Source organism: Cupriavidus cauae (genome assembly GCF_026210475.1).
Classification (GTDB): domain Bacteria; phylum Pseudomonadota; class Gammaproteobacteria; order Burkholderiales; family Burkholderiaceae; genus Cupriavidus; species Cupriavidus cauae.
The window spans coordinates 1,391,301-1,415,621 of sequence record NZ_CP080294.1 but is presented as its reverse complement, the minus strand read 5'-3'; the positions used below and the strand labels follow the sequence as shown (position 1 = coordinate 1,415,621).

Genomic DNA, 24,321 nt, shown 5'->3' with positions numbered 1-24,321 from the left:
GGTGAAATGGAGGTGACTGAAACGGAGATAACCGAAACGGAAACGCCGGAATTAGACCGGTCGTCTAGTAACGAAGCCAAAAAAAGCGACGCCTCATTGCCGCGTCGCCACCGGCGTGTTGTCCGCCGGCCCTGCTCTTCTACGACAGCTTCAGCAATTGCCGCGTCGCGGCCATCGCCAGCGCGAACGGCTTGCCGTGCTGCCGAAACTTCCCCAACAGCGTGGCGCCGAGCCACAGCTGGTACAGCGTCGTCGCCAGCCCATGCGGGTCGTCGATCTCCCGCAGCGAACCGTCGCGCAACCCTGCCTCGATGCATGCCGCCAGCCGCTGGACGATCTGCCCGGTGCCGCGCTCCAGCGCGCCGCGCATCGCCTGCGACAGGTCGCAAACCTCGGCGCCGAGCTTGACCGCCAGGCACTTGCCCTCGGGATCCTCGGTACCCTGCGCGTTCTGCCACTCGGTCCAGTAACGCATCAGCCGCTGTCCGTGATCGCCCTGCCCGCGCACCAGCATCTGTTCGAGGTGGGCCAGATAGTCGGCGAAATACGATTCGAGCAGCGCCTCGCCGAACGCTTCCTTGGAGCCGAAATAGTGATAGAACGACCCCTTCGGCACCCCCGCCGCCTGCAGGATCTCGTTCAGCCCCACCGCCGAGAAGCCCTTGCGGAGCATGATCGGCTTGGCCGTGTCGAGGATGTGCTGGCGGACGTCAGCGGTAGTGGTGGTTGCCATGGGGTGGGATGATAGCAGAATTAGACCGGTCGTCTAGTAATTTGAACGACGTCGTCCAAGTCGGCTCAACCGGCGTCAGAAGAATCTCATAAGTCGCTCCGGCATACCTAAATCGATCGACGGCTCAGTTAGTCGCAAGTTGCGGATCCGTCATCCGGGCAGCATTCGGAATCACCCATGACGGAGATCGACACTGTGATTCCGGCTTTTACGCCATCGGGCGTGTTACCCCCTTTCGTAGGCGACTCACCAGCACGCCGCGGCTCCATGTCCCCCTATCAGGTCGGCATCGAAGATGTGGCCCGGAGATTCGCGAAATCGCCAGCGCGAAAAACCATCTTCCGTGGCCTGCTGGCATATCGGAAGGCACTGAGGGACATTGGCTTGACACAAGGATTTCAATGGCTCGATGGCAGCTTCGTCGAAGACGTCGAAAGCGCCCGCATGCGTCCGCCCGGCGACATTGACGTCGTCACCTTCGTGGAGCGGCCGAAGGAAGCGCGCGACAACGCAGAGTGGAACCTCTTCCAGCAAGAGCATCTCGATTTGCTGATACCGGCAACGGTAAAGGCGCGATATCACTGTGAGGCATTCCTGATGGACCTTCAGAGCCCAGGGTCCCTGCTGGTCGATGACACGCGTTACTGGTTCGGGCTCTTTTCCCACCAGCGGAATTCATATCATTGGAAGGGCATGCTGCAAGTTGGCCTTGTCGACGACGATGCCGCCGCGCTTGCCGTGCTGGGAACAGGGGGCTCTGATGAGAAAGCTGGAACTTGACAGCCTGCAGGCAGAACTATCGACCCTCGATGCACTGCTCGCCCGACGCACGGAGAAAGAGGACCCGCTAGGCTGGCTGCAACTGACGCATCGCCGGGCAGACGTGGCGGAACGGCTCGCGCGCATGGAGTCCGATTTGCCTTCCAACGCCGAAGTTGCGGTCTTCTTTGGCGGAACACCCGTAGTGGGATCCCGGGGAATCCGAGCCGACTTTGCTGCCGACGCCATCAGCCATTATCAGGAACTGGTCACCAAGCGTATGGCCAGCCAGGCGCTGGGCCCGCTGGCGACGCGTGGACCGGTGCCGCGTCGGGACATCTCCACGATGCTGGTCACCGATGTTGTGCGGGGTTCCTTTGGATTTGTCTTGCAAGAGAATGGCGAGGCCAGCGAACCGATCGTTGCGTCCCTCCAGCAAACCCTGGAAGACGTGAGCAACCTGTTGGCCAACATCGCGGCCGAGAATCCGACAGCATTCGAAGAAGCGGCAGAGACCCTCGACGACAGGACGCTCTTTGCGATCAGGGATTTTCTCCGTGTCCTTGACGACAACGGCGCCACGCTGCGACTCGTTGAAGGAGACCGCGAGCTGTCGTTCGATAGCCATAGCCTGCATCGAGGCAGGGAGCGAGCGGACGCCACCGTGATCGACGAAACGATTATTCAGCGGGAAGGTGTCCTCTTTCTCGTTCCCGATGCACGCCGGTTCGAGTTGCACCCCACGGCCGGGCCCGTGCTGAAGGGGATCGTTGCCGCCGATGTCATCCAGCGAAATGGAGAAGACGAACATCGCGGTGCCGGCGCCCGTGCCGCGGACATCGTGGGAAAACGCTGGTTGGTCGAACTGCAGGAGAAGACGGTCAAGCAAGGAAGCGGCAAGTCGCGGAATTCGTACACGTTGCTTCGGTTTATCCGGGCCCAATCGTAATAGTAAGTGCGACAAGGGTCCGACAAGTCATCCTGGCATTCAGAGCAGAGATCAGTCATTCGGGTTAATCTGTCGCGCATTCATGTGGCCGTACGACCCAGCCGCATTGCAAAACAGATCGTGTCACGGAAAGATCCATGCCCCCAGCCCTCAAAATCGACTTCGTCTCCGACATCGCCTGCCCCTGGTGCGCGATCGGCCTGTCCTCGCTGCAGCTGGCGCTGTCGCACCTCGGGGATGAGGTCGACGCCGAGGTCGTGCTGCACCCGTTCGAGCTGAACCCCGACATGGGGCCCGACGGCGAGGCCATCGTCGATTATCTCGGCAACAAGTACGGCCGCACGCCGGCCCAGATCGCCGAGACGCAGGCGATGATTCGCGAGCGCGGCGCCGATGTCGGCTTTTCGTTCGGTCCGCGCGAGCGCGTGTACAACACCTTCGACGCGCATCGGCTGTTGCATTGGGCGCGGCTCGAAGGCCATCAGTTGCCGCTGAAGCTGGCGCTGCTGCGGGCCTATCACGGCGAGGGCAAGGATCCGAGCGACCATGACGTGCTGGTCGAGGCGGCGCAGTCGGCCGGACTCGATGGCGCCGCGGCGCGGCGCGTGCTGGAAGGCGGCGACTATGCCGGCGAGGTCCGCGCCGAGGAAAGGGAATACCAGTCCATGGGCATTCACTCGGTGCCGTCGATCATCTTCAATGGGCGCTATCTGGTCACCGGCGGACAACCGGCCGAAGCGTTCGAACGGGTGATCCGGCAGATCCTCGCCGAGGGCACGGAAAGCGCCGTAGGTCCTGAAGGAACCAAAGGCGCTGAAGGCGCCAAAGGCTGAACGCCGCGCCGCCGCGGCTCAGCGCATCGCGAACCAGTCCTCCGGCAGCCACTCGTTGGTTTGCCGGGCCGGCGCCAGCGTCAGCATGGCCTCGTGCAGCAACGCGTCGCCGGGATGCAGCCGCACGGAGAAGCCGTGCTCGCGCAGGATCGCCAGCATGCGGCGGTTTTCGCTCAACACCTCGCCACGCAAGGCGCGCAGGCGCTGAGCCCGGGCGCCCTGCACCAGGGTCTGCACGAGCCGGCGTCCGATGCCGCGCCCCTGCCAGCGGTCGGTCACGACCAGGGCCAATTCGGCCACGCCGCCTTCCCCAGCCACGTATTCCCCATTGGCGACGATGCGTTCTTCGGCGCCATCGCCCTCCTCCCGCGTGGTCAGCACCAGCGCGCAGCGGCTGCGGACGAACTGTGCGATGAACTCGTCGGACACCAGCCCGCCCGTCAGGAAGCGGTAGTAGCGGCTCTCGCGCGACAGCCCGTCGACGAAGGCACGCTGACGAGCGAAGTCCTCCGGCCGCACCGCGCGGGCCGTCAAGGTCTGCCCTCCCTTGATGGTCCAGGTCTGCGGGAAGTCGCCGAACGCCAGGGGCTTGGCAAACAGGAAGGGAGCGATTTCGGCGGCACGCAAGACGGCGGGCATGAGCGGCATCCTGGCTTCATTTGTCGTAGCCAGAGTATAGGCGGAAACCTGACTTTTGCAAATGAAGTCAGCCTGCTATGCTTCGTTCATGGAACTGACCCACGAAGACCTCCGCCATTGCTCGATCGCCGGCACGCTCTCGCTGATCGGCGAGAAGTGGTCGATCCTGATCCTGCGCGATGTGCTGAACGGCGTCGGCCGCTTCGACGACCTGCTTGGACGGCTGCAATGTTCGCCGGCGGTGCTGTCCGCCCGGCTGAAGACGCTGACCGAGGCCGGCCTGCTGCGCCGGGTCGGCTATCGCGAGCCCGGTGAGCGGGAGCGCTTCGCCTACCGGCCGACACGCGCCGCGGTCGAACTGCTGCCGGTGCTGATCGGGCTGATGCAGTGGGGCGACCGTCATCTGAAGGATGGCTGCGGGCTGATGGAGGTGCGTTCGGCCAGCAGCGGGCTCAAGGTCCACGCCGCGTTGCTCGATGAGGCCGGCAACGAGGTGCCGCCGAACCAGTTGAAGGTGGTGCGCGCACGTTATCCGGACGCGGATGCGGCGCCGGGCGAGGCCGCCCGCTCCCAGCCATCGCCGTCCGAAGCCAGCTAGCCCGACGGGCCCCGCCCTCTGGCCCTGGCCCTGGCCTTGGCGCTAGGCCCAGCCTTAGGCTTAGCCCTAGCCCCTAGCCCCTAGCCCCTGGCCTTGGCCGGCCGTAGCCCTGCCCTACCCGGCCTTTGGCCCTGCCCCTGGTCCGAGCCGACCCACGCCAGCGACGTCACGAAGGCGACCGACGCCACCCGGCCCTCCAGCATCCCCGGCCCCTCCCACGCCGACCAGGCGGCCGCACCGCCGCCGCGCATTGCGCCGCACCATCGTCGTGCCGCCCCGCCCCAACAGCGCGCATCGCGTGGCGTATGCCGCGCCGCGGCAGCGCCGTTTCTGCATCCCACAGCACAAAACCCCCTGGCATGCCGCTTGCTGAATTGTGACGCGAGCGGACCAACGGCGGCCCGCTCCAGACACACAGCGCGTCGGCGGTTTTTACCGCCGGCGTCAGGACAACGGCGTCCCCTGAACCGATCGCATTCCCGCCTCGGCTCTCGGGACGCCTTTTGTTTTCTTGGAGCCAAGCATGGCAGCGACCCCCAGCCCCGATGCAAGCCTGAATTCCAGCGCGCAAGGCAAAGCGACCCGCATCGCGCTGTTCACCTTCCGCACGCCACAGATGCGCGCCTTCCATATGACTTGGATGGCGTTCTTCATCTGCTTCTTCGCCTGGTTCGCCTGCGCGCCGCTGATGCCGATGCTGCGCGGCGAGTTCGGCCTGACGCCCGACCAGGTCGCCAACATCAATATCGCCGCCGTCGCGGTGACGATCCTCGTGCGGCTGATCATCGGTCCGCTGTGCGACCGCTATGGCCCGCGCAAGGCCTATACCGGCCTGCTGGTGCTCGGCGCGATTCCCGTGCTGGGCGTGGCGATGGCGCAGACCTACGAGGCCTTCCTGTTCTTCCGGCTGCTGATCGGCGCGATCGGCGCGAGCTTCGTGATCACGCAGTACCACACCTCCGTGATGTTCGCGCCCAACGTGGTCGGCACCGCCAACGCCGCCTCGGCCGGCTGGGGCAATGCCGGCGGCGGCGCCGCGCAAGGGCTGATGCCGCTGCTGCTGGCCGGCGTGCTGATGCTCGGCGTCAGCGAGGCGATGGGCTGGCGCGTGGCGCTGCTGGTGCCCGGCGTCGCGATGCTGCTGATGGCCGCGCTGTACTGGCGCTTCACGCAGGACTGCCCGCAGGGCAACTACGCCGAACTGCGCGCGCAGGGCATTGCCATCGACGGCGGCAAGAAAGGCGGCTGGGCCAGCTTCGTCGCCGCCAGCGCCAACTATCGCGTGTGGCTGCTGTTCGTGACCTACGGCGCCTGCTTCGGCGTCGAGATCTTCATCCACAACGTCGCCGCAATGTACTTCGTCGACAAGTTCGAGCTGTCGCTGAAGGCCGCGGGCCTGGCCGCCGCGAGCTTCGGCTTGCTGGCGCTGTTCGCCCGCGCGCTGGGCGGCTGGGCCTCGGACAAGGTCGCGCGCACCCATGGCCTGAGCGCCCGCACCACGCTGCTGTTCGTGCTGATGCTCGGCGAGGGCCTGGGCCTGCTGTGGTTCTCGCAGTCGAATTCGGTCGCGCTGGCGGTGATCGCGATGCTGGCCTTTGGTCTCTTCACCCATATGGCATGCGGCGCCACCTATGCGCTGGTGCCCTTCATCGATCGCAAGGCGCTCGGCGGCGTGTCCGGAATCATCGGCGCGGGCGGCAACGTCGGCGCGGTGGCCGCCGGCCTGCTGATGAAGAGCCTGGGCAGCCTGCAGCAAACGCTGATGGTGCTCGGCGTGCTGGTCGTGCTGTCGGCGCTGTGCGCGGTGGCGGTGCGCTTCTCGGCCGAGCACAAGGCCCGTGAGCAGGCGCTGCTGGAAAGCGCGCTCGCCAGCTAGCCGATCCCGCCCGCCCCACTGCCCACAAGAACGGACCGGAACGCAAGAACAGATGCCCACGCAGGCGCCCACGAACAAGGAACGCATCATGAAGCTCGTCATCATCGGCCACGGCATGGTCGGCCACAAACTGCTCGAATGCCTGGCGCAGGCGCGCGACGAAGGCGGCCCCAACCTGCAGGTCACCGTGCTGTGCGAGGAGCCGCGCCCGGCCTATGACCGTGTGCACCTGTCCGAGTTCTTCGCGGGCAAGAGCGCCGAGGACCTGTCGCTGGTCGCGCCCGGCTTTTTCGACGAGACCGGCTTCGCGCTGCGGCTGAACGCGCGCGCCACGGCGATCGACCGCGCCGCGCGCACGGTCACCGTGTCGACCGGCGAGACGCTGCACTACGACAAGCTGGTGCTGGCGACCGGCTCCTATCCCTTCGTGCCGCCGGTGCCGGGCCGCGATCGCGCGGACTGCTTCGTCTACCGCACCATCGAGGACCTGGAAGCGATGCGCGAGTGCGGCGCCCGCTCGCGCACCGGCGTGGTGGTAGGCGGCGGCCTGCTTGGCCTCGAATGCGCCAAGGCGCTGCGCGACATGGGTCTGGAGGCCCACGTGGTCGAGTTCGCGCCGCGGCTGATGGCGGTGCAGGTCGACGACGGCGGCGGCCAGATGCTGCGGCGGAAGATCGCGGCGCTGGGCGTCACCGCGCATACCGGCAAGAACACCGTCGAGATCGTCGACGGCGAGGACGGTACGCACCGGATGCGCTTTGCCGACGGCACGCATCTGGACACCGACATGATCGTGTTCTCGGCCGGCATCCGTCCGCGCGACGAACTGGCGCGCGCGGCGGGCCTGGCGGTCGGCGAGCGCGGCGGCATCGTGATCGACGACCAGTGCCGCACCTCCGACCCGGACATCTTCGCGATCGGCGAATGCGCGCTGTGGCAGGGCAAGATCTTCGGCCTGGTCGCGCCCGGCTACGACATGGCCCGCGTGACCGCGAGCCAGCTGCTCGGCGACGAGGCCGCCTTCACCGGCGCCGACATGAGCACCAAGCTCAAGCTGATGGGCGTGGACGTGGCGAGCCTCGGCGACCCGCACGGCCACACCCCCGGCGCGCGCGTCTACCAGTTCGCCGACGAGCGCAAGGAGGTCTACAAGAAGCTGGTGGTGTCCGAGTGCGGCACCTATCTGCTCGGCGGCGTGCTGGTCGGCGATGCGGCGGAATACGGCACGCTGCTGCAGATGATGCTGAACCGCATGCCGCTGCCGGAATCGCCCGAATTCCTGATCCTGCCGCCCTCCGACGGCAAGGCCAGACCCGGCCTCGGGGTCGATGCACTGCCCGACGGCGCGCAGATCTGCTCCTGCAACAACGTCTCCAAGGCCCAGATCTGCGCCGCGGTCGGCGACGGCGCCACCAGCATCGGCGCGCTGAAGTCCTGCACCAAGGCCGGCACCGCGTGCGGCGGCTGCGTGCCGCTGGTCACGCAGCTGATGAAGGCCGAGATGAAGAAGCAGGGCCTGGCGGTCAACAACCACCTGTGCGAGCACTTCGCCTACTCGCGCCAGGAGCTGTATCACCTGGTCCGCGTCGGCGGCTTTCGCACCTTCGACGCGCTGCTGGCCGCGCACGGCAAGGGCCAGGGCTGCGACATCTGCAAGCCGACCGTCGCCAGCATCCTGGCCTCGTGCTGGAACGAATTCGTGCTCAAGCCCGAGCACGCCAGCCTGCAGGACTCCAACGACTACTTCCTGGCCAATATCCAGAAGGACGGCACCTATTCGGTGGTGCCGCGCATGCCGGGCGGCGAGGTCACGCCCGACGGACTGATCGCGGTAGGCCGCGTCGCCAAGAAGTACGGCCTCTACACCAAGATCACCGGCGGCCAGCGCGTCGACCTGTTCGGCGCGCGCGTCGAGCAGCTGCCATTGATCTGGGAAGAGCTGATCGAAGCGGGCTTCGAATCGGGCCACGCCTACGGCAAGTCGCTGCGCACCGTGAAGTCCTGCGTCGGCTCGACCTGGTGCCGCTATGGCGTCGGCGATTCGGTGGGTCTGGCCATCGACCTGGAGAACCGCTACAAGGGCCTGCGCGCGCCGCACAAGATCAAGTTCGGCGTGTCCGGCTGCACGCGCGAATGCGCCGAGGCGCAGGGCAAGGACATCGGCGTGATCGCGACCGACAAGGGCTGGAACCTGTACGTCTGCGGCAACGGCGGCATGAAGCCACGCCATGCCGAGCTGCTGGCCAGCGATCTGGATCGCGACACGCTGGTCCGCTACATCGACCGCGTGCTGATGTTCTACGTGCGCACCGCCGACCGACTGCAGCGCACCAGCGTCTGGCGCGACAACCTCGAAGGCGGCCTCGACTACCTGAAGGCCGTCGTCGTCGACGACAGCCTCGGCATCGCGGCCGAGCTCGAGGCGCAGATGCAACTGGTGGTCGATACCTATGAGTGCGAATGGAAGAAGGCCGTCACCGATCCGCAGACGCGCCAGCGCTTCCACCATTTCGTCAACAGCGAGCGAGGGGACGAGCATGTCGTGTTCGTGCAGGAGCGCGGCCAGATCCGTCCGGCCACGCCAGAGGAACGGAAGCTGCAACGCGGCGCTGGCGGCGGCATGCCGGCGCAGCGCCCGGTGGCGGTGCCGCTGGTCCGCATGGATCGGATCGCCGAGGCGGACCCGGTAGCGTAACCGGACCCTTTCGCCAGCCGAACGACACCAGCCACGTCAGCCGCCACATCTGTCGTCACGTCAGTCGCCACATCAGCCGCCATGCCCTACGCAGCCGAGGAAACCATCATGAGCCAGTCTGCCACGCACGCTTCTTCCGAACAGTGGACCGCGGTCTGCGCGCTCCGCGACATCGTGCCGAACACCGGCGTCTGCGCACTGGTCGGGTATCAGCAGATCGCGGTGTTCCGCGTCGGCCCGGACAACCAGGTCTTCGCGATCGGCAACTACGATCCGAACGCCGATGCTTCGGTGCTGTCGCGTGGTCTGGTCGGCAACCTCGGCGACCGGCTGGTGGTGGCCTCGCCGATCTACAAGCAGCATTTCGACCTGCGCACCGGCGAATGCCTGGAGGCGCCGGAGCATTCGGTGCCCGCCTATCCGGCGCGCGTCTACGACGGCAAGGTATGGGTGGCGGCATGACGCGAACCGACAAGCCCCGCCTGGTGGTGGTCGGCAACGGCATGGCCGGCATGCGCACCGTCGAGGAGCTGCTGGCGCTGGCGCCCGACCTGTACGACATCACCGTGTTCGGCGCCGAGCCGCACGGCAACTACAACCGCATCCTGCTGTCGCCGGTGCTGGCCGGGGAAAAGACCGTCGACGACATCATGCTGCATCCGCGCGAGTGGTATGCGCGCCATGGCATCACGCTGCTGGCCGGCGATCCGGTGGTGGCGATCGATCGCGCGCGCCGGCTGGTGCGTTCGCAGTCCGGCAAGGAGGTCCGCTACGACCGGCTGCTGCTGGCGACCGGCTCGCGTCCCTTCATCGTCCCGGTCCACGGACACCAGCTCGACGGCGTGATCGCGTTCCGCGACATCCAGGATGTCGAGACCATGCTGGCGGCGGCACGCGCGCATCGCCATGCCGTGGTGATCGGCGGCGGGCTGCTCGGGCTGGAGGCGGCCAACGGCCTGCTGCGCCAGGGCATGGACGTCACCGTGCTGCATCTGGGCGATGCGCTGATGGATCGCCAGCTGGACGCCAACGCCGCCGCGCTGCTCAAGCGCACGCTGGAACGGCGCGGCCTGCGCATCCTGCTCGGCGCCAATACCAGCGAGATCCTTGGAGACGAGCGTGTCACCGGCGTGCGCCTGGCCGACGGCGCGCGGATTCCCGCCGATCTGGTCGTGATGGCCGCCGGCGTGCGTCCGAACGCGGAGCTGGCCCGCGCCGCCGGCCTGCATTGCGAGCGCGCCATCGTGGTCGACGACACGCTGCAGACCTACGACCCGCGCATCTATGCCGTCGGCGAATGCGTGCAGCACCGCCAGGCCACCTTCGGGCTGGTGGCGCCGATCTGGGATCAGGCGCGCGTGTGCGCCGCGCACCTGGCCGGTGCCGGACACCGCCGCTATGTCCAGCAGGCCACGGCCACGCGGCTGAAGGTCAGCGGCGTCGAGCTGTACTCGGCCGGCGACATCGTCGGCGGCGAGGACAGCGAGGACCTGGTGCTGCGCGACCCGCGCCGCGGCGTCTACAAGCGCCTGGTGCTGCAACAGGGCCGGCTGGCGGGCGCCGTGCTGTACGGCGACGTGCAGGACGGTCCGTGGTATTTCGAGCTGATCCAGAACGGCACGCCGATCGGCGCGATGCGCAACCGGCTGCTGTTCGGCAAGGCACAGTGCGAGGCGGTAGCCGCGTGATCGCGCACAGCAGCAAGCCAGCAAGGGGCAAGGTGTGAAACTCTCCGATATTCCAGTCGCCATCGCCGCGGGCGCCATCACGCAAGATGGCGCCGCGGAAGACGCCGCGGCGCCGTCCACGCCGGTGGCGAGCGTGCAGACCACCTGCCCCTACTGCGGCGTCGGCTGCGGCGTGCGCGCGCAGCGGCACGCCGACGGCACCGTCGAGGTCGCCGGCGATCCCTCGCATCCCGCCAACGCGGGACGCCTGTGCGTCAAGGGCTCGGCGCTCGCCGAAACCGTCGACCTGAACGAGCGCCTGCTGCATCCGCAATTGCGCGCGGCCGACGGCACGCTGCGGCGCGCGTCGTGGGACGAGGCGCTCGATCGCGCGGCCTCGGGCCTGCGCGACATCATCGCGCGCCACGGCCCCGAGTCGGTCGCCCTCTATGTTTCCGGGCAACTGCTGACCGAGGACTACTACGTCGCCAACAAGCTGATGAAGGGCTTCATCGGCACGGCCAATATCGATACCAACTCGCGGCTGTGCATGTCCTCGGCGGTGGCCGGCCACAAGCGCGCGTTCGGCGAGGACATCGTGCCCGGCTGCTACGAGGACCTGGAGATGGCCGATCTGGTGGTGCTGGTCGGCTCGAACACCGCGTGGTGCCATCCGATCCTGTTCCAGCGGCTGGCCAGGGCCAAGGCCGAACGCCCGCAGATGAAGCTGGTGGTGATCGACCCGCGCCGCACCGCCACCTGCGATCTCGCCGACCTGCACCTGCCGATACGGCCGGGCACCGACGTCTGGCTATTCAACGGCCTGCTGCATCATCTGCACCGGGAAGGCGCCATCGATGCGCAGTTCGTGCAGGCGCATACCGATGGCGACGACGCGCTGGCGGCCGCGTTGCAGGCCGCCGCCGGCGAGGCCGATCCGGCTGCCGTCGCCCGCGCCTGCAAGGTCGATCCAACCGATCTGCTGACCTTCTACCAATGGTTCGCCGAGACCCCACGTACGGTTACCGCGTACTCGCAGGGCGTCAATCAATCGTCGGCTGGCACCGACAAGGTCAACAGCATCATCAATTGCCACCTGCTGACCGGCCGCATCGGCAAGCCCGGCATGGGCCCGTTCTCGCTGACCGGCCAGCCGAACGCGATGGGCGGACGCGAGGTCGGTGGCCTGGCCAACATGCTGGCCGCCCATCTGGAGCTGACCGAGCCGCGCCATCGCGAACTGGTGCAGACCTTCTGGGATGCGCCGGCCATCGCGGATCGTCCCGGGCTGAAAGCGGTCGAGCTGTTCGAGGCGATCGAACAGGGCCGCATCAAGGCGGTGTGGGTGATGGCCACCAATCCGGTGGTCAGCCTGCCCGACGCCGACCAGGCCCGGCGCGCGCTGCAGCGCTGCGAACTGGTGATCGCGTCGGACATCGTCACCCGCACCGATACCAACGACAGCGCGCATATCCTGCTGCCGGCGCTGGGGTGGGGCGAAAAGGACGGCACGGTGACCAATTCGGAGCGGCGCATCTCGCGCCAGCGCGCCTTCCTTCCCGCGCCCGGCGAGGCCCGCGCCGACTGGTGGATCGTCTGCCAGGTCGCACGCCGGATGGAATTTGCCGGCTTCGACTATGGATCGCCGCGCGAGATCTTCGACGAGCATGCGCGGCTGTCGGCATACCGCAATGACAGCAACGACAGCCACGAAAGCAACGAGAACGGCCATGCCCGCAGGGAAGACACGGTCCCGCGCGCCTTCGACATCGGCGGCCTGGCCGGCCTGGACGCCCACGGCTACGACACGCTGCAACCGGTGCAATGGCCGGTGCGCGCCAGCGGCAACGGCAATGGCACGACACGGCTGTTCGCCGACGGCGGCTTCTCGCATCCGGACCGGCGCGCGCGCTTCGTCGCCACCGCGCCGCGCAAACCCGTCCACGCTACCGACGAGGACTATCCGCTGATCCTGAACACCGGCCGCGTGCGCGACCAATGGCACACGATGACCCGCACCGGCAAGTCGGCGCGCCTGGCCGAGCATCTGCCCGAACCCTTCGTCGACATGCATCCGCAGGACGCGCTGCTGTGCGGCGTCGGCGAAGGCCGCCTCGCGCGGGTGTCGACGCGCTGGGGCGCGATGGTGGTACGCGTGCGCCATGGCGGCGGCATTCCGCGCGGCAGCGTGTTTGTGCCGATCCACTGGAACGGGCAGTTCAGTTCCGACGCGCGCGTCGGCGCGCTGGTCAATCCGGTGGTCGATCCGGTGTCCGGCGAGCCCGAGTTCAAGCACACGCCGGTCCGCATCGACCCCTTTCCGGTCTCGTGGCACGGCTTCGCGCTGGCGCGCGACACGCTGGACTGCGGCGCGCTGACCTGGTGGACGCGCGTGACCGGCCGGCAGTTCCAGCGCTATGAGTTCGCCGGCCGTGAGTCGGTCGCCGATCGCGCTGCGTGGGCGCGGCAGCTGCTCGGTGCGGCCGACCCGGAGGCCGACTGGATCGAGTACGAGGACCGTTCCGCCGGCGTCTACCACGCCGCCCTGGTCGTCGACGACCGCCTGCAGGCCTGCGTCTACGTCTCGACGCGGCCCGACCTGCCGGCCCGGGCCTGGCTCGGCAGCCTGTTCGCCAAGGACCGGCTCATTGACGACGACCGCATCGGCCTGCTGATCGGCCAGGCCGCCCAGCCGGGCGTCGATGCCGGCCCCACCGTCTGCTCGTGCTTCGGCGTCGGCCGCAATACCATCTGCGACGCGATTCGCGAACACGGCCTGCGCAGCGCGGCCGAGATCACCGCCTGCGTCAAGGCCGGCGGCAACTGCGGATCGTGCGTGCCCGAACTGAACGCCCTGCTGGCCGCGGCAAAGGTGGATCGGGACGAGCCGGTGTTTGCGGGGTAGTTCGCATCGGGAGCGGCCCGCTGATCCGCCGTATCTGCAGGCCCCTGATTCAAATCGATTCCGGGTGCGAGCCGGACAGATGGTTGATGGCTGCCTGCTGATAGACGTGGTCAGGCGCCATTGCAAGACGACCGCCGTCCCATTCCTTGCGCAGGGCCTTCAACAGTTTGGGGTCGATTCCGGGGAAATCGGCCTGCAGCGTGTCGCTCATTGCATCGCCGATGCGCTCCAGGGCCTGCTCTGGATTGGCGACTCCACAAACGTTCCTGCCAAAATCGAGCAGCGTCTTGCGGTCCGGATAGCGCCTCGATTTCGCGAGCTTGAGTGCCAGTTCGCGGTCGGTCAGCTCCACACCGTACCGATTCTGGTACTTGTACACGGTGGTCGTTACCACGTCGTAAAGCGGTGAAAGCTCCGGTGCGCTCGTGTGAGGGTCCCGATAGAGCAACCCGAAGTTCTTCAGGTGTGCATCGCCATTGCGCACCATCACCGTCAAGGCGAGATAGTCAAAGAACCGCCTGCAGCTGTCCGGCGCGTTCGGCCCGCAATAGACATTGATCACCTTCGCGATATGTTCGTACGCGCCGAGGTATTTCTCTTCGGCGGTCTTGTTCATTAGCACGGCCATGTCCTCGAAGCCGAGCTGCCGCTCCTCCGCCATATCGAAGCGCCCCATCACGAACAGCGCGCCGCTCTGGGACAGCCAGAACTGAGGCACCGAGATGCCGGCCCGCCGAGCTGCCTCCATGCACAAGAACTCGTTCTGCGCCAGATACGGATAGCCTTCGCCGCTGGCCTTGACTATCAGGTCGGGGGCAATCAACGTCGCGCGCTCGACCAGCGCCGTACTGTCCTTGTCCGCGTCCGGAATCATGACCTTGGGCTGAATTCCGCTAATGCCGGATTGCAGATAGGTGTCGACGAGATACTCGAACAAGTCGGTCGACGCGTCGGACTCCAGGACTGTGGAGAGGCCCACCGTCGACGCCTTGGAACGCTTGACCCCGCTACCCGGTACCTCGTAGCGCAGGCGTCCAATCTGGTTCTCGCCGGTCAGCGCGAGCAGGCGCATATCGTCGAGCTGCATGAGCTTTCCAAAGCGATGTCGAATGCGTTCGAGCAAATAGCCCTCGGGCCGGTTCATCGCAAAGATCGGATGCAAGACGGCGCTGCCGTAGCTTTCGGCGCGAATGGGCATGCCCAGTGCAACCTCGCATTCGCGCTCCGTCGCCGTGTAATTGAAGACATAACGGGACTCCTTGTCGATCGTGCCCGAAATCCCTTGAGGGGTGGTGACCTGCAGGCGTTTCAGCTTGTCATTCATCGTCGTCCAACATGGCTCGCAACGCCTCGGCCGTGGGACGCGCATCTGCGATGGCGATCCCTTTACCCAAATAGACCAGGGCGTTGAACATCACGTGCATACCTACGTTCCCACCCCTTTCCAATTCAGCGATCGTCTGACGGCGCACCTGCAACGCGGCGGCCATCTCCGCTTGGGTGGTGCCGACCGCCCTACGTGTGCTTCGGATCAGCTGACCAAGCTCTTGTGGGGTGTACGCAGTGTGCATGATGTCAAAAATACCGGACTTTTGTTGTTCGATTATAGGGAAATGTACAAAAAAACGAACCTCGGGGACGGTTTTCTGTCGGCATGGCTTCGTGTTGGAACACTGTCCCCGACAACGCCAGTCGGCAACGAACGAATGACATGCCCACAAGTTTCATCCCGCGAAACTTTGACGCGCCGCAAAATGACGCGGCCCTCTAGCCGCCCTATAACGGCATCTGCGGTTTCATTCCGCAAAATGACCAGAACAGGGAGACGGCCGGATGACGACGCAGGGATCGTCGCTGCGCAAGGCTTGCCAGCTGCTACGGGCGCTGTCGGATCCGCGTAATACGCGGCTGACCGACCTGGCGCAGGCGTCGGGCGTCGACAAGGCGTCGGCGCTGCGGCTGCTCGACACGCTGGCGGCCGAAGGGCTGGTCTCGCGCGATCCTGCCACCAAGGCCTTCAGCCCCGGCCCCGAATGGCTGGTGCTGCGGGCGGCCGCGCTGCGGCGTCTCGACATGCGCCCGCTCGCCCGTCCCGCGCTGATCCGCCTGGCCTGCGCGTTCGAGGACACCGCCATCCTGTCGGTGCCGAGCGGCTGGGAATCGGTCTGCACCGAACTGCGCTTCGGCAATTTCCCGATCCGCGCCAACTATCTCGATATCGGCAGCCGCCGCCCGCTCGGCGTGGGCGCCGGCAGCCTGGCCTTGCTGGCCGCCCTTCCCGACGACGAAATCGATGCGGTGCTGCGCTGCGTGGCGCCGGCGCTCAAGCGCTATCCGCGGCTGAGCACGGCCGCGCTGCTGCGCCATGTCGAAGCGACGCGCGAACGGGGCTATGCGGTGCTGCTCGATGTGGTGGTCGAGCGCATGGGCGGCATCGCGATCGCCCTGCCGGGCCCGGACGGCTATCCGCTCGGCGCGCTGAGCATCGCCGCACTGAACGAGCGCATCACCGAACGTGAGGCCGCGATGGCCAAGGCGCTGCGGCGCGAGGCCGACGGCATCGTTGCCAATCTCGGCGCCATCGAGGCGTCGCTGCCCGACCGCTGGCCGCATCGCGGCACCGCGGCACGCACGGGCGGCGCCACGCTGTCGCCGGCCGATACGCCGTAGCCGAGACGGCGCGGCAGTCCCTCTGCACGACCCTCAACAAGAAAAGGACCACGGATATGGAGACATCAGGCATGCGCTGGAAACAACGTCCGCAGGGCTCCACCTGGGGCGACTTCGGGCCCGACGACCAGATCGGGCGGCTCAATCTGATCGGCGCCGAGCAGGTACGCAAGGCCGCGCAGGAGGTCCAGGCGGGCCTGAGCTTCTGCCTGTCGCTGCCGCTCGACTATCCCGGCGGCAACAAGCTCAATCCGCGCCGCCATCCGCCGGTGCTGCGTCCGACCTTCCGCGACGACCTGCCCTACGTCAATTTCCCGCTGGCCAAGGTCGACCCCGAGGCCACCGACGTGATCAGCGACGACCAGGTCCTGCTGTCGCTGCAGTACTCGACGCAATGGGATTCGCTGGCCCACGTCGGCGCGCTGTTCGATGCCGACGGCGACGGCCGCGCCGAGCGGGTCTACTACAACGGCTATCGCGCCAACGAGCATATCGTCGGTCCGGTCGACTATGCCGACGACGATCATTTCGCCGCGCACGGCTGCAATCACGAACACAGCGAGGCGCGCGCGCTCGGCATCGAAAACTTCGCCGTCAAGGGCATGCAGGGCCGCGGCGTGCTGGTCGATCTGGCGCACTGCTACGGCACCGACTTCCGCGATATCGGCTACGACGAGCTGATGCGCGCGATGGAGGCGGACCGCGTCGAAGTCGAGCGCGGCGACATGCTGCTGCTGCGCACCGGCTTCGCCGAGGTGGTGCTGTCGATGCAGCGCGAGCCCGACGAGAACGTGCTGCACCACAGCTGCAGCGCGCTGAATGGACGCGACGACAAGCTGCTGCAGTGGATCACCGACGCCGGCATCGCCGCGCTGATCGCCGACAACTACGCGGTCGAGCGCTATCCGGCGCAGCCGGCCAGCGGCCCGGGCCCGCATCCGCTGCTGCCGCTGCACCACCACTGCCTGTTCAAGCTTGGCCTGCCGCTGGGCGAGCTCTGGTATCTGCGCGACCTGGCGCAATGGCTGCGCGAGCACGGCCGCACCCGCTTCATGCTGACGGCGCCGCCGCTGCGCCTGCCCGGGGCGGTCGGTTCGCCCACCACGCCGATCGCCACCGTCTGAGTGGCGACACCAACGATCCGGAGGAGACCTACGATATGAAGCCATTTCCCGCACGCCGGCGCATTGCCGGCCTTGTTTCCCGCACGCTCGCCGGCATGCTGGGCGCATGCGCGCTGTCGCTCGGCGGCACCGCCTACGCCCAGGCTCAGGCCCAGCCCAAGGCCACCCTCTCCGACGATCTGGTCAAGATCGGGCTGATCCTCGACATGAGCGGCCTCTATGCCGATGTGACCGGCCGCGGCAGCGCCACCGCCGCGCAGATGGCGATTGACGACTTCGGCGGCAAGGTGCTCGGCCGCAAGATCGAACTGGTGGTCGCCGATCATCAGAACAAGGCCGACATCGCCGCCAACAAGGCGCGCGAATGGTTCGACACCGACCGGGTCGACGCGATCCTCGATGTCGCGGCGTCGGCGCCCGCGCTTGCCGTGCTCGAAGTCGCCAAGCAGAAGAACCGCATCGTGGTGTTCTCCGGCCCCGGTACCGAGCGTCTGACCAACGACCTGTGCACGCCGATCTCGGTGCACTACGCCTACGACACCTATGCGCTCGCCAATACCACGGCGCGTGCGATGGTCCAGCGCGGCGGCAAGACATGGTATTTCCTGACGGCGGACTACGCGTTCGGGCACACGCTGCAGGACTCGGCCACCACCGTGGTCACCGAGGCCGGCGGCAAGGTGCTCGGCGCCGCGCGCCATCCGATCGGCGCCAGCGACTTCGCCTCGTATCTGCTGCAGGCGCAGGCGAGCAAGGCGCAGGTGGTGGGCCTGGCCAATGCGGGCGGCGACTCCGTCAACGCGATCAAGGCCGCGCACGAGTTCGGCCTGACGCGCGACAACAAGCAGAAGCTGGCCGGCCTGCTGCTCTATATCAACGACATCCATGCGATCGGGCTGAAGACCGCCGCGGGGCTGGTACTGACCGAGGCCTTCTATTGGGACATGAACGACGCCACCCGCAAATGGTCGCGCCGCTATTTCGACAAGCTCAAGAAGATGCCCAACATGAGCCAGGCGGGCGTCTATTCGTCGGTGATGCACTACCTGAAGGCGGTGCAGGCGGCCGGCACCGATGAGACCGCCGCCGTGATGAAGCAGATGAAGGCGATGCCGATCCAGGACTTCTTCACCGCCAATGGCCGTATCCGCGAGGACGGACGCATGGTGCACGACATGTACCTGTTCGAGGTGAAGACGCCGGCCGAATCGAAATATCCATGGGACTACTACAAGGTCCTCGCCACGGTGCCCGGCGACCAGGCCTTCATCCCGCCGTCGAAGTCGAAGTGCCCGCTGCTCAAGCGCTGACATGAGCGACTCCCTTCAACGCGGCGCCTGGTTGCGCGGCGCCGGCAATACGCGCTTCGGCAGGCTCGCGGGCAGCACGCCGCTGACGCTGATGGCGCAGGCCGCCGATGCCGCGCTGGCCGAGGCGGAACTGTCGCGCGCCGAGATCGATGGCGTGCTGTGCGGCTACGCGACCACGCTGCCGCATCTGATGCTGGCCGACCGCTTCTGCGAATACGCGTCGCTCCAACCCGCCTATGCGCACGGCATGGCCGCCGGCGGTGCCACCGGCGGGGCGATGGCGATGCTGGCGCGCGAACTGGTGCGTGCCGGCCGCTGCCGCCATGTGCTGGTGGTGGCTGGCGAGAACCGCCTCAGCGGCCAGAGCCGCGACCAATCGGTGCAGACGCTGGCCCAGGTCGGCGAGCCGCAGATCGAAGTGCCCAACGGCGCCTCGGTGCCGGCGTACTACGCGCTGCTGGCCTCGCGCTATCTGATGGAGACCGGCCTGCCACGCGACGCGCTGGCGGATTTCGCGGTGCTGATGCGCAAGCATGCCGGCGCCCACCCCGACGCACATCTGCGCGAGCCGCTGACCGCGGCCGCCGCGTGCGCCGCCAAGCCGGTAGCGACGCCGCTGCTGCTGTCGGACTGCTGCCCGATCTCCGATGGCGCGGTGGCGCTGGTGGTCTCGGCGGAGCCGGGGCCCGGCCGGCCTGTGCGCATCGCCGGCGCGGGACAGGCGCATCGCCATCAGCATCTATGCGCGATCGACAGCGTGATGACGACCGGCGCCGGCGAAGCGGCCACGCGCGCGCTTGGCGAGGCCGGCATCGGGGTCGATGGCCTCGACTATCTGGCGATCTATGACTCGTTCACCATCACGCTGCTGATGCTGCTCGAGGAGATCGGCGTGGCGCCGCGAGGCGGCGCGCCTGCGCGGCTGCTGGCCGGCGACTTCGATGTCGATGGCGCGCTGCCGCTCAATACCCATGGCGGCCTGCTCGCGTTCGGCCATTCCGGCGTCGCGGGCGGCCTGATGCATCTGGCCGAGGCGACGCGGCAGCTTGCCGGACGTGCCGGCGACCGCCAGATCGGTCCGCGTCGCCGCGCGCTGTTCCATGCCGATGGCGGCGTGCTGTCGTCCCATGTCAGCCTGGTGCTGGAGGCCCTGTGATGGCGATCTCAGCCGAATCCGCCCTGCCCGAAGGGCTTCATCCCTATGCCGAAGGCCTGGAAGCGGGCCGCGTTCGCTACCAGTCGTGCGGCGACTGTGGCGCGGCGCAATCGCTGGAGCGCCATGCCTGCCAGCGCTGCGGCAGCGTCCGGCTCGCCTGGCGCGATGCCGCCGGTGTGGCCACCGTCTACGCCGTGACCGCGGTTGCGCGCGCGCCGGACGACAGCTTCCGCACGCTGGTCCCGTACACGCTGGTGCTGGCCACTCTCGACGAAGGGCCGCGCGTGATGGGCCATGCCGAGCCCGGCGTGGCGATCGGCGACCGTGTGCGCGCCGGGTTTTTCCGGCATGGGGCGCAGACGCTGTTGCGATTCCAGCGGGAGTAGTGAGCCGGAAGGGCGGACGAAACAGCCGGCCAGGCACGACAACAACCAGATGGAGACACCTATGCAGCCGAATCAGCAGCATCGGCGGGCCGCGCTCGCCCGTCCGTTTTCTTCAACCAGGCGGCACGCGTTGCGCGCCGTGCTGCCGGTGCTGGCGCTCGGCACGCTGTGCGCGGTATTGCCGCGGCCCGGCCAAGCGGAAACCTGGCCGGCAAAACCGATCCGCATGATCGTGCCCTACCCGCCCGGCGGCCCCACCGATATCGTCGCGCGCGTGGTCGGACAGAAGCTCGGCGAGCGGCTCGGACAACCGGTGGTGGTCGAGAATCGGCCGGGTGCGGGCGGCAATATCGGCGCGGAGGCCGCCGCCAAGGCCGCACCCGACGGCTATACCCTGCTGGTCGCCACCACCGCGCATGCCATCAACATGACGCTGTTCCGCAAGCCGGGGTACGACACGCGTCGCGATTTCGCGCCGGTGAGCCTGCTGACGCGCGGACCGCTGGTTCTGGTCACCGCGCCATCGACGCCGGCGCGCAATGTCGCCGAGCTGATCGCGCTGGCCAAGGCAAAGCCGGATCAGGTGAGCTTCGCCAGTTCGGGCAATGGCCAGTCGACCCATCTGTCCGCCGAACTGTTCAACGCGATGGCGGGCGTGCGCATGACGCACGTGCCGTACAAGGGCAGCGCGCCGGCCCTGACCGATGTGATCGGCGGCCAGGCCACGGTGATGTTCGACACCATGCTGTCGGCGATGCCGTTCGTGCGCGACGGCAAGCTCAAGGCCCTGGCCGTGACCAGCGCCAAGCGTTCCCCAGCCGCGCCGGATGTGCCGACCGTTGCGGAGGCGGGTCTGGCCGGCTACGAGGCGACCGCGTGGAATGCGCTGCTGGCGCCAGCCGGCACGCCCGCTCCGGTGATCGACAAATTGAGCCAGTCGCTGCGCGCCGTGCTCGACGATGCCGAAGTCCGCTCGCGTTTCGCCACGCAGGGCTTCGGCGCGGAATGGACGTCGCCCGACGCGACCGGCCGCTTCCTCGGCGCCGAGATCGACAAATGGGCCGGCGTCGTCAAGACCTCCGGCGCCACCATCGACTGAGCCTGGCTTGCATGGAACCGATGCATTGAACCAGTGCATTGAACCAGTGCATTGAACCCAGGCATTGAACGACTTCATTGAACCGATCGACTACAGGACTACGACATGTCGGCTTCTCTCCCCCGCGGCCTGCAGGCCCTGCTGACGCCGCGCTCGATCGCGGTGATCGGCGCCTCGGACCATATCCACAAGATCGGCGGCCGGCCGATCCACTACATGCAGCAGCACGGCTACGGCGGCACGCTGTATCCGATCAACCCGCAGCGCGACACGATCCAGGGCCTGCGCAGCTACGCCGCGCTGGACGCGCTGCCGGAAGCGCCGGAGCTGGCCATCGTCGTGGTCGCCGGCGAGGCCGCCGTGCAGGCAGTCAGCGATTGCGCGCGGCTCGGCGTGGCGGCGGCCATCGTGATCGCCTCGGGCTTCGGCGAAGCGGGCGAGGAAGGCCGGCGCCAGCAGCAGAAGATGGTCGATATCGCGCGCGCAGGAAATCTGCGCATGGTCGGCCCGAACAGCCAGGGCCTGGCCAATTTCGGCAGCGGCGCGATCGCCAGCTTCTCGACGATGTTCATCGAAGTGCCGCCGCAGGATGGGCCGGTCGCGGTGATCAGCCAGAGCGGCGGCATGGGCGCGATGGTCTACGGCCTGCTGCGCCACCAGGGCATCGGCGTGCGGCACATGCATGCGACCGGCAACCAGGCGGACGTCACGGTCAGCGACCTGGCGCTGGCCGTCGCGCACGATCACGACGTGCAACTGATGCTGCTGTATCTGGAGACGCTGAACGATCCGGCCACGCTGGCGCAGGCAGCCGCGGTGGCGCGCGCACGCGGCGTGCCCATCGTCGCGGTCAAGGCCGGGCGCACCAGCGCGGGCCAGCGCGCGGCGGCCTCGCACACCGGCGCGCTCGCCAACGAGGATCGCGCCGTCGATGCCTTCCTCGCGCATCACGGCATCTGGCGCGTCGACGACGCCCATGCGCTGGCGCGCTGCGCACCGCTGTATCTGCGCGACTGGCAGCCGCAGGGGCGCGGGCTCGTCGTCGTCAGCAATTCCGGCGCGAGCTGCGTGATGGCGGCCGACGCCGCCGAGTCGTGCGGACTGTCGATGGCGCCGCTGGCGGCACAGACCCAGTCCGCGCTGGCCGAACGCCTGCCTGGCTTTGCCGCCACCGCCAATCCGGTCGACGTGACCGCCGCCCTGCTGACCAACAGCGCGCTGTTCGGCGATGTGCTGCCGGTGATCGCGGGCGACGCGGCGGCGGACATGGTGCTGCTCGATATTCCGGTGGCGGGCATGGGCTACGACATCGAACGCTTTGCCACCGATGCGGCCGCCTTCGCCGACACCAGCGGCAAGCCCATCGTGGTGGCGGCCTGGCAGCAGGGCGTGGCCGCTCCGTTCCGGCAGCGCGGCGTACCGGTCTACGCCAACGCCGGCGAGGCGCTGCCGGCGCTGAGCCAGTGGCGCGCGCACCGGTTGCGGCTGGCGGAGCTGTTCGCGCGTCCACCGGCACCGCCCGCAGCGGTGGCGCCCGATGTCTCGTCGCCCTCGGCGACGCTGAGCGAAGCGGCCAGCCTCGCACGCCTGGCCGAGGCCGGCGTTCCGGTCGTCGCGCATCGCCTGTGCCGCAGCGCCGATGAGGCGGTGTCGGCCTGGCGTGCGCTGGATGGCCCCGTCGCGGTCAAGGCCTGCGCGGCCGCGGTGCCGCACAAGAGCGAACACGGTCTGGTGGCGCTCGGCTGCAACGACGCCGATTCGATCGTCGCGGCATTCGAGCGGCAGATGGCCACGCTGGCCGGCATGGGTGTCGAGGCCGAGGGCGTCATCGTCGCGGCGATGGTGCGCGGGCAGCGCGAATGCATGATCGGCGCGCACTGGGACCCGGTGTTCGGCGCGGTGCTGGTGGTCGGCGACGGCGGCAAGTATGTCGAGGCGCTGCGCGACACCGCAGTGCTGCTGGCGACCTGCGAGGAAGAGGATGTCGCCCGCGCGCTGCGCACGCTTCGCATCGCGCCGCTGCTGGCCGGCGTGCGTGGCGAAGCGGCCGTTGACATGGCGGCGCTGTGCTGCACCGCGGTGTCGGTCGGCAAGATGGTGCACGCCGCGGGCGGCGCGATCCGGTCGGTCGACCTGAACCCGGTGATGGCGAGCCCGGATGGCGTGGTGGTGGTCGATGCGTTGATGGAAGTGGCGGCTTGACGATGGCGGGCCGCGTATCCGCGAAAGATGCCCGGCCCTCCATCCTCGCCCTCCATCGGCATTCCCGCAAATAAATTTCTTGCTATTCAATCGCGCACGATCTATATTCTGCTCCATGAACGCCGCATCGAACTCCCGGATCGACCCTGCCACCGCGCTGCTGCTGGACCGGCAGTTCTGTTTCTCGGTCTATTCGGCCTCGCTCGCGCTGAACAAGCTGTACCGCAAGCTGCTGCGCCCGCTGGGCCTGACCTACCCGCAATACCTGGCGATGATGGTGCTGTGGGAACAGGACGGCCTGACGGTGTCGGAGATCGGTGCCCGGCTGAATCTGGATTCGGCCACGCTGACGCCGTTGCTCAAGCGCCTCGAGACGCAGGAGCTGGTGTCGCGGGCCCGCGCGGCGGCGGACGAGCGTCAGGTCATCGTCAGCCTGACCAAGGCCGGCCGCGCGCTGAAGACACAGGCCGGCAAGGTCCCGGAGTCGGTGTTGTGCGCGTCGGCGTGCAGCGTCGAGGAACTGACCAGCCTGAAGCGCAAGCTCGATAGCGTGACGGCGAAGATCGCCCGGAACGCGGTCGACTGAGCCGCACGGGATGGCGGCGCGCCCTGACTTGGCGAATTTATATAGCACGCTATGTAATAGCGCACTATGTTAAAGCAAAAACCCGAAGCAAAACCTTGAAGCAAAACCCTGAAGTCCAACCCTGAAGCAGAACC

General features: G+C 67.5%; 21 protein-coding genes. 17 read left to right on the top strand and 4 right to left on the bottom strand.

Annotated features, from left to right (window positions below):
• Positions 1–139: 139 nt before the first annotated feature.
• On the bottom strand, positions 140–733 hold the full coding sequence (locus KZ686_RS21665) for a TetR/AcrR family transcriptional regulator (protein WP_265633630.1): 594 nt from the start codon (positions 731–733) through the stop codon (positions 140–142).
• Positions 734–910: 177 nt separating this feature from the next.
• On the opposite strand from KZ686_RS21665, the gene KZ686_RS21660 reads away from it, so the two are divergent.
• The 3 genes from KZ686_RS21660 to KZ686_RS21650 all read left to right on the top strand — a co-directional run bounded on the left by KZ686_RS21660 (position 911) and on the right by KZ686_RS21650 (position 3,274).
• On the top strand, positions 911–1,513 hold the full coding sequence (locus tag KZ686_RS21660; RefSeq protein WP_265633629.1) for a DUF6932 family protein: 603 nt from the start codon (positions 911–913) through the stop codon (positions 1,511–1,513).
• Positions 1,494–2,441 carry a hypothetical protein gene (locus KZ686_RS21655; protein ID WP_265633628.1) on the top strand — a complete coding sequence of 316 codons (948 nt, stop codon included), beginning with the start codon at positions 1,494–1,496 and terminating at the stop codon, positions 2,439–2,441. Before KZ686_RS21660 ends, KZ686_RS21655 begins: the two co-directional genes overlap by 20 nt.
• A 137-nt stretch (positions 2,442–2,578) precedes the next feature.
• Positions 2,579–3,274 (top strand): DsbA family oxidoreductase, encoded by a 696-nt coding sequence (locus tag KZ686_RS21650; RefSeq protein ID WP_265633627.1) that lies wholly within the window; start codon positions 2,579–2,581, stop codon positions 3,272–3,274.
• 18 nt (positions 3,275–3,292) lie between these two features.
• Here KZ686_RS21650 and KZ686_RS21645 read toward each other — a convergent pair whose 3' ends face one another.
• Positions 3,293–3,913: a GNAT family N-acetyltransferase gene (locus KZ686_RS21645; protein ID WP_265633626.1), complete on the bottom strand. Its 621-nt coding sequence runs from the start codon at positions 3,911–3,913 to the stop codon at positions 3,293–3,295.
• An 88-nt stretch (positions 3,914–4,001) separates the two neighbouring features.
• On the opposite strand from KZ686_RS21645, the gene KZ686_RS21640 reads away from it, so the two are divergent.
• From KZ686_RS21640 to KZ686_RS21615, 6 genes are all read left to right on the top strand, one after another.
• Positions 4,002–4,511, top strand: a complete 510-nt coding sequence (locus tag KZ686_RS21640) for a winged helix-turn-helix transcriptional regulator (RefSeq protein ID WP_265633625.1) — start codon at positions 4,002–4,004, stop codon at positions 4,509–4,511.
• 523 nt (positions 4,512–5,034) lie between these two features.
• On the top strand, positions 5,035–6,387 hold the full coding sequence (locus tag KZ686_RS21635) for an MFS transporter (RefSeq protein WP_265633624.1): 1,353 nt from the start codon (positions 5,035–5,037) through the stop codon (positions 6,385–6,387).
• Between the two features lie 88 nt (positions 6,388–6,475).
• Positions 6,476–9,082 (top strand): nitrite reductase large subunit NirB, encoded by a 2,607-nt coding sequence (gene nirB / locus KZ686_RS21630; protein WP_265633623.1) that lies wholly within the window; start codon positions 6,476–6,478, stop codon positions 9,080–9,082.
• 108 nt (positions 9,083–9,190) lie between these two features.
• Positions 9,191–9,544 carry a nitrite reductase small subunit NirD gene (gene nirD, locus KZ686_RS21625; protein WP_187829076.1) on the top strand — a complete coding sequence of 118 codons (354 nt, stop codon included), beginning with the start codon at positions 9,191–9,193 and terminating at the stop codon, positions 9,542–9,544.
• Positions 9,541–10,770 (top strand): NAD(P)/FAD-dependent oxidoreductase, encoded by a 1,230-nt coding sequence (locus tag KZ686_RS21620; RefSeq protein WP_265633622.1) that lies wholly within the window; start codon positions 9,541–9,543, stop codon positions 10,768–10,770. The genes nirD and KZ686_RS21620 overlap by 4 nt, the downstream gene beginning before the upstream one ends.
• A gap of 76 nt (positions 10,771–10,846) precedes the next feature.
• Positions 10,847–13,654, top strand: a complete 2,808-nt coding sequence (locus tag KZ686_RS21615; RefSeq protein WP_370639500.1) for a molybdopterin-dependent oxidoreductase — start codon at positions 10,847–10,849, stop codon at positions 13,652–13,654.
• Between the two features lie 49 nt (positions 13,655–13,703).
• On the opposite strand, the gene KZ686_RS21610 is transcribed toward KZ686_RS21615, so the two are convergent.
• A complete protein-coding gene (locus KZ686_RS21610; protein ID WP_265633621.1) occupies positions 13,704–14,978 on the bottom strand; it encodes a type II toxin-antitoxin system HipA family toxin in 1,275 nt (424 codons plus the stop codon).
• Positions 14,971–15,225 carry a helix-turn-helix domain-containing protein gene (locus KZ686_RS21605; RefSeq protein ID WP_265633620.1) on the bottom strand — a complete coding sequence of 85 codons (255 nt, stop codon included), beginning with the start codon at positions 15,223–15,225 and terminating at the stop codon, positions 14,971–14,973. Before KZ686_RS21605 ends, KZ686_RS21610 begins: the two co-directional genes overlap by 8 nt.
• A gap of 262 nt (positions 15,226–15,487) precedes the next feature.
• On the opposite strand from KZ686_RS21605, the gene KZ686_RS21600 reads away from it, so the two are divergent.
• The 8 genes from KZ686_RS21600 (at position 15,488) to KZ686_RS21565 (ending at position 24,187) form a co-directional block, all read left to right on the top strand.
• On the top strand, positions 15,488–16,324 hold the full coding sequence (locus KZ686_RS21600; protein WP_150082832.1) for an IclR family transcriptional regulator: 837 nt from the start codon (positions 15,488–15,490) through the stop codon (positions 16,322–16,324).
• Positions 16,325–16,395: 71 nt separating this feature from the next.
• A complete protein-coding gene (locus KZ686_RS21595) occupies positions 16,396–17,448 on the top strand; it encodes a cyclase family protein (protein WP_226106232.1) in 1,053 nt (350 codons plus the stop codon).
• Positions 17,449–17,543: 95 nt separating this feature from the next.
• Positions 17,544–18,758, top strand: coding sequence for an ABC transporter substrate-binding protein (locus tag KZ686_RS21590; protein ID WP_226106354.1), 1,215 nt, complete (start codon positions 17,544–17,546; stop codon positions 18,756–18,758).
• Between the two features lies 1 nt (position 18,759).
• Positions 18,760–19,914, top strand: coding sequence for a thiolase family protein (locus KZ686_RS21585; RefSeq protein ID WP_150082835.1), 1,155 nt, complete (start codon positions 18,760–18,762; stop codon positions 19,912–19,914).
• Positions 19,914–20,300, top strand: a complete 387-nt coding sequence (locus KZ686_RS21580; protein ID WP_226106233.1) for a Zn-ribbon domain-containing OB-fold protein — start codon at positions 19,914–19,916, stop codon at positions 20,298–20,300. The genes KZ686_RS21585 and KZ686_RS21580 overlap by 1 nt, the downstream gene beginning before the upstream one ends.
• Before the next feature lie 61 nt (positions 20,301–20,361).
• Positions 20,362–21,399 (top strand): tripartite tricarboxylate transporter substrate binding protein, encoded by a 1,038-nt coding sequence (locus KZ686_RS21575; protein ID WP_370639487.1) that lies wholly within the window; start codon positions 20,362–20,364, stop codon positions 21,397–21,399.
• 105 nt (positions 21,400–21,504) lie between these two features.
• A complete protein-coding gene (locus KZ686_RS21570; RefSeq protein WP_265633619.1) occupies positions 21,505–23,601 on the top strand; it encodes an acetate--CoA ligase family protein in 2,097 nt (698 codons plus the stop codon).
• A 115-nt stretch (positions 23,602–23,716) separates the two neighbouring features.
• Positions 23,717–24,187 carry a MarR family winged helix-turn-helix transcriptional regulator gene (locus tag KZ686_RS21565; RefSeq protein WP_149316339.1) on the top strand — a complete coding sequence of 157 codons (471 nt, stop codon included), beginning with the start codon at positions 23,717–23,719 and terminating at the stop codon, positions 24,185–24,187.
• The last annotated feature ends 134 nt before the right edge of the window (positions 24,188–24,321 follow it).

Coding starts and splice junctions, on each gene's coding strand:
- KZ686_RS21610 (WP_265633621.1), bottom strand. CDS start 14,978: ATGAATGACAAGCTGAAACGCCTGCAGGTCACCACCCCTCAAGGGATT.
- KZ686_RS21665 (WP_265633630.1), bottom strand. CDS start 733: ATGGCAACCACCACTACCGCTGACGTCCGCCAGCACATCCTCGACACG.
- KZ686_RS21660 (WP_265633629.1), top strand. CDS start 911: ATGACGGAGATCGACACTGTGATTCCGGCTTTTACGCCATCGGGCGTG.
- KZ686_RS21565 (WP_149316339.1), top strand. CDS start 23,717: ATGAACGCCGCATCGAACTCCCGGATCGACCCTGCCACCGCGCTGCTG.
- nirB (WP_265633623.1), top strand. CDS start 6,476: ATGAAGCTCGTCATCATCGGCCACGGCATGGTCGGCCACAAACTGCTC.
- nirD (WP_187829076.1), top strand. CDS start 9,191: ATGAGCCAGTCTGCCACGCACGCTTCTTCCGAACAGTGGACCGCGGTC.
- KZ686_RS21595 (WP_226106232.1), top strand. CDS start 16,396: ATGCGCTGGAAACAACGTCCGCAGGGCTCCACCTGGGGCGACTTCGGG.
- KZ686_RS21570 (WP_265633619.1), top strand. CDS start 21,505: ATGTCGGCTTCTCTCCCCCGCGGCCTGCAGGCCCTGCTGACGCCGCGC.
- KZ686_RS21620 (WP_265633622.1), top strand. CDS start 9,541: ATGACGCGAACCGACAAGCCCCGCCTGGTGGTGGTCGGCAACGGCATG.
- KZ686_RS21585 (WP_150082835.1), top strand. CDS start 18,760: ATGAGCGACTCCCTTCAACGCGGCGCCTGGTTGCGCGGCGCCGGCAAT.
- KZ686_RS21650 (WP_265633627.1), top strand. CDS start 2,579: ATGCCCCCAGCCCTCAAAATCGACTTCGTCTCCGACATCGCCTGCCCC.
- KZ686_RS21645 (WP_265633626.1), bottom strand. CDS start 3,913: ATGCCCGCCGTCTTGCGTGCCGCCGAAATCGCTCCCTTCCTGTTTGCC.
- KZ686_RS21580 (WP_226106233.1), top strand. CDS start 19,914: ATGGCGATCTCAGCCGAATCCGCCCTGCCCGAAGGGCTTCATCCCTAT.
- KZ686_RS21640 (WP_265633625.1), top strand. CDS start 4,002: ATGGAACTGACCCACGAAGACCTCCGCCATTGCTCGATCGCCGGCACG.
- KZ686_RS21635 (WP_265633624.1), top strand. CDS start 5,035: ATGGCAGCGACCCCCAGCCCCGATGCAAGCCTGAATTCCAGCGCGCAA.
- KZ686_RS21605 (WP_265633620.1), bottom strand. CDS start 15,225: ATGCACACTGCGTACACCCCACAAGAGCTTGGTCAGCTGATCCGAAGC.
- KZ686_RS21600 (WP_150082832.1), top strand. CDS start 15,488: ATGACGACGCAGGGATCGTCGCTGCGCAAGGCTTGCCAGCTGCTACGG.
- KZ686_RS21575 (WP_370639487.1), top strand. CDS start 20,362: ATGCAGCCGAATCAGCAGCATCGGCGGGCCGCGCTCGCCCGTCCGTTT.
- KZ686_RS21655 (WP_265633628.1), top strand. CDS start 1,494: ATGAGAAAGCTGGAACTTGACAGCCTGCAGGCAGAACTATCGACCCTC.
- KZ686_RS21590 (WP_226106354.1), top strand. CDS start 17,544: ATGCTGGGCGCATGCGCGCTGTCGCTCGGCGGCACCGCCTACGCCCAG.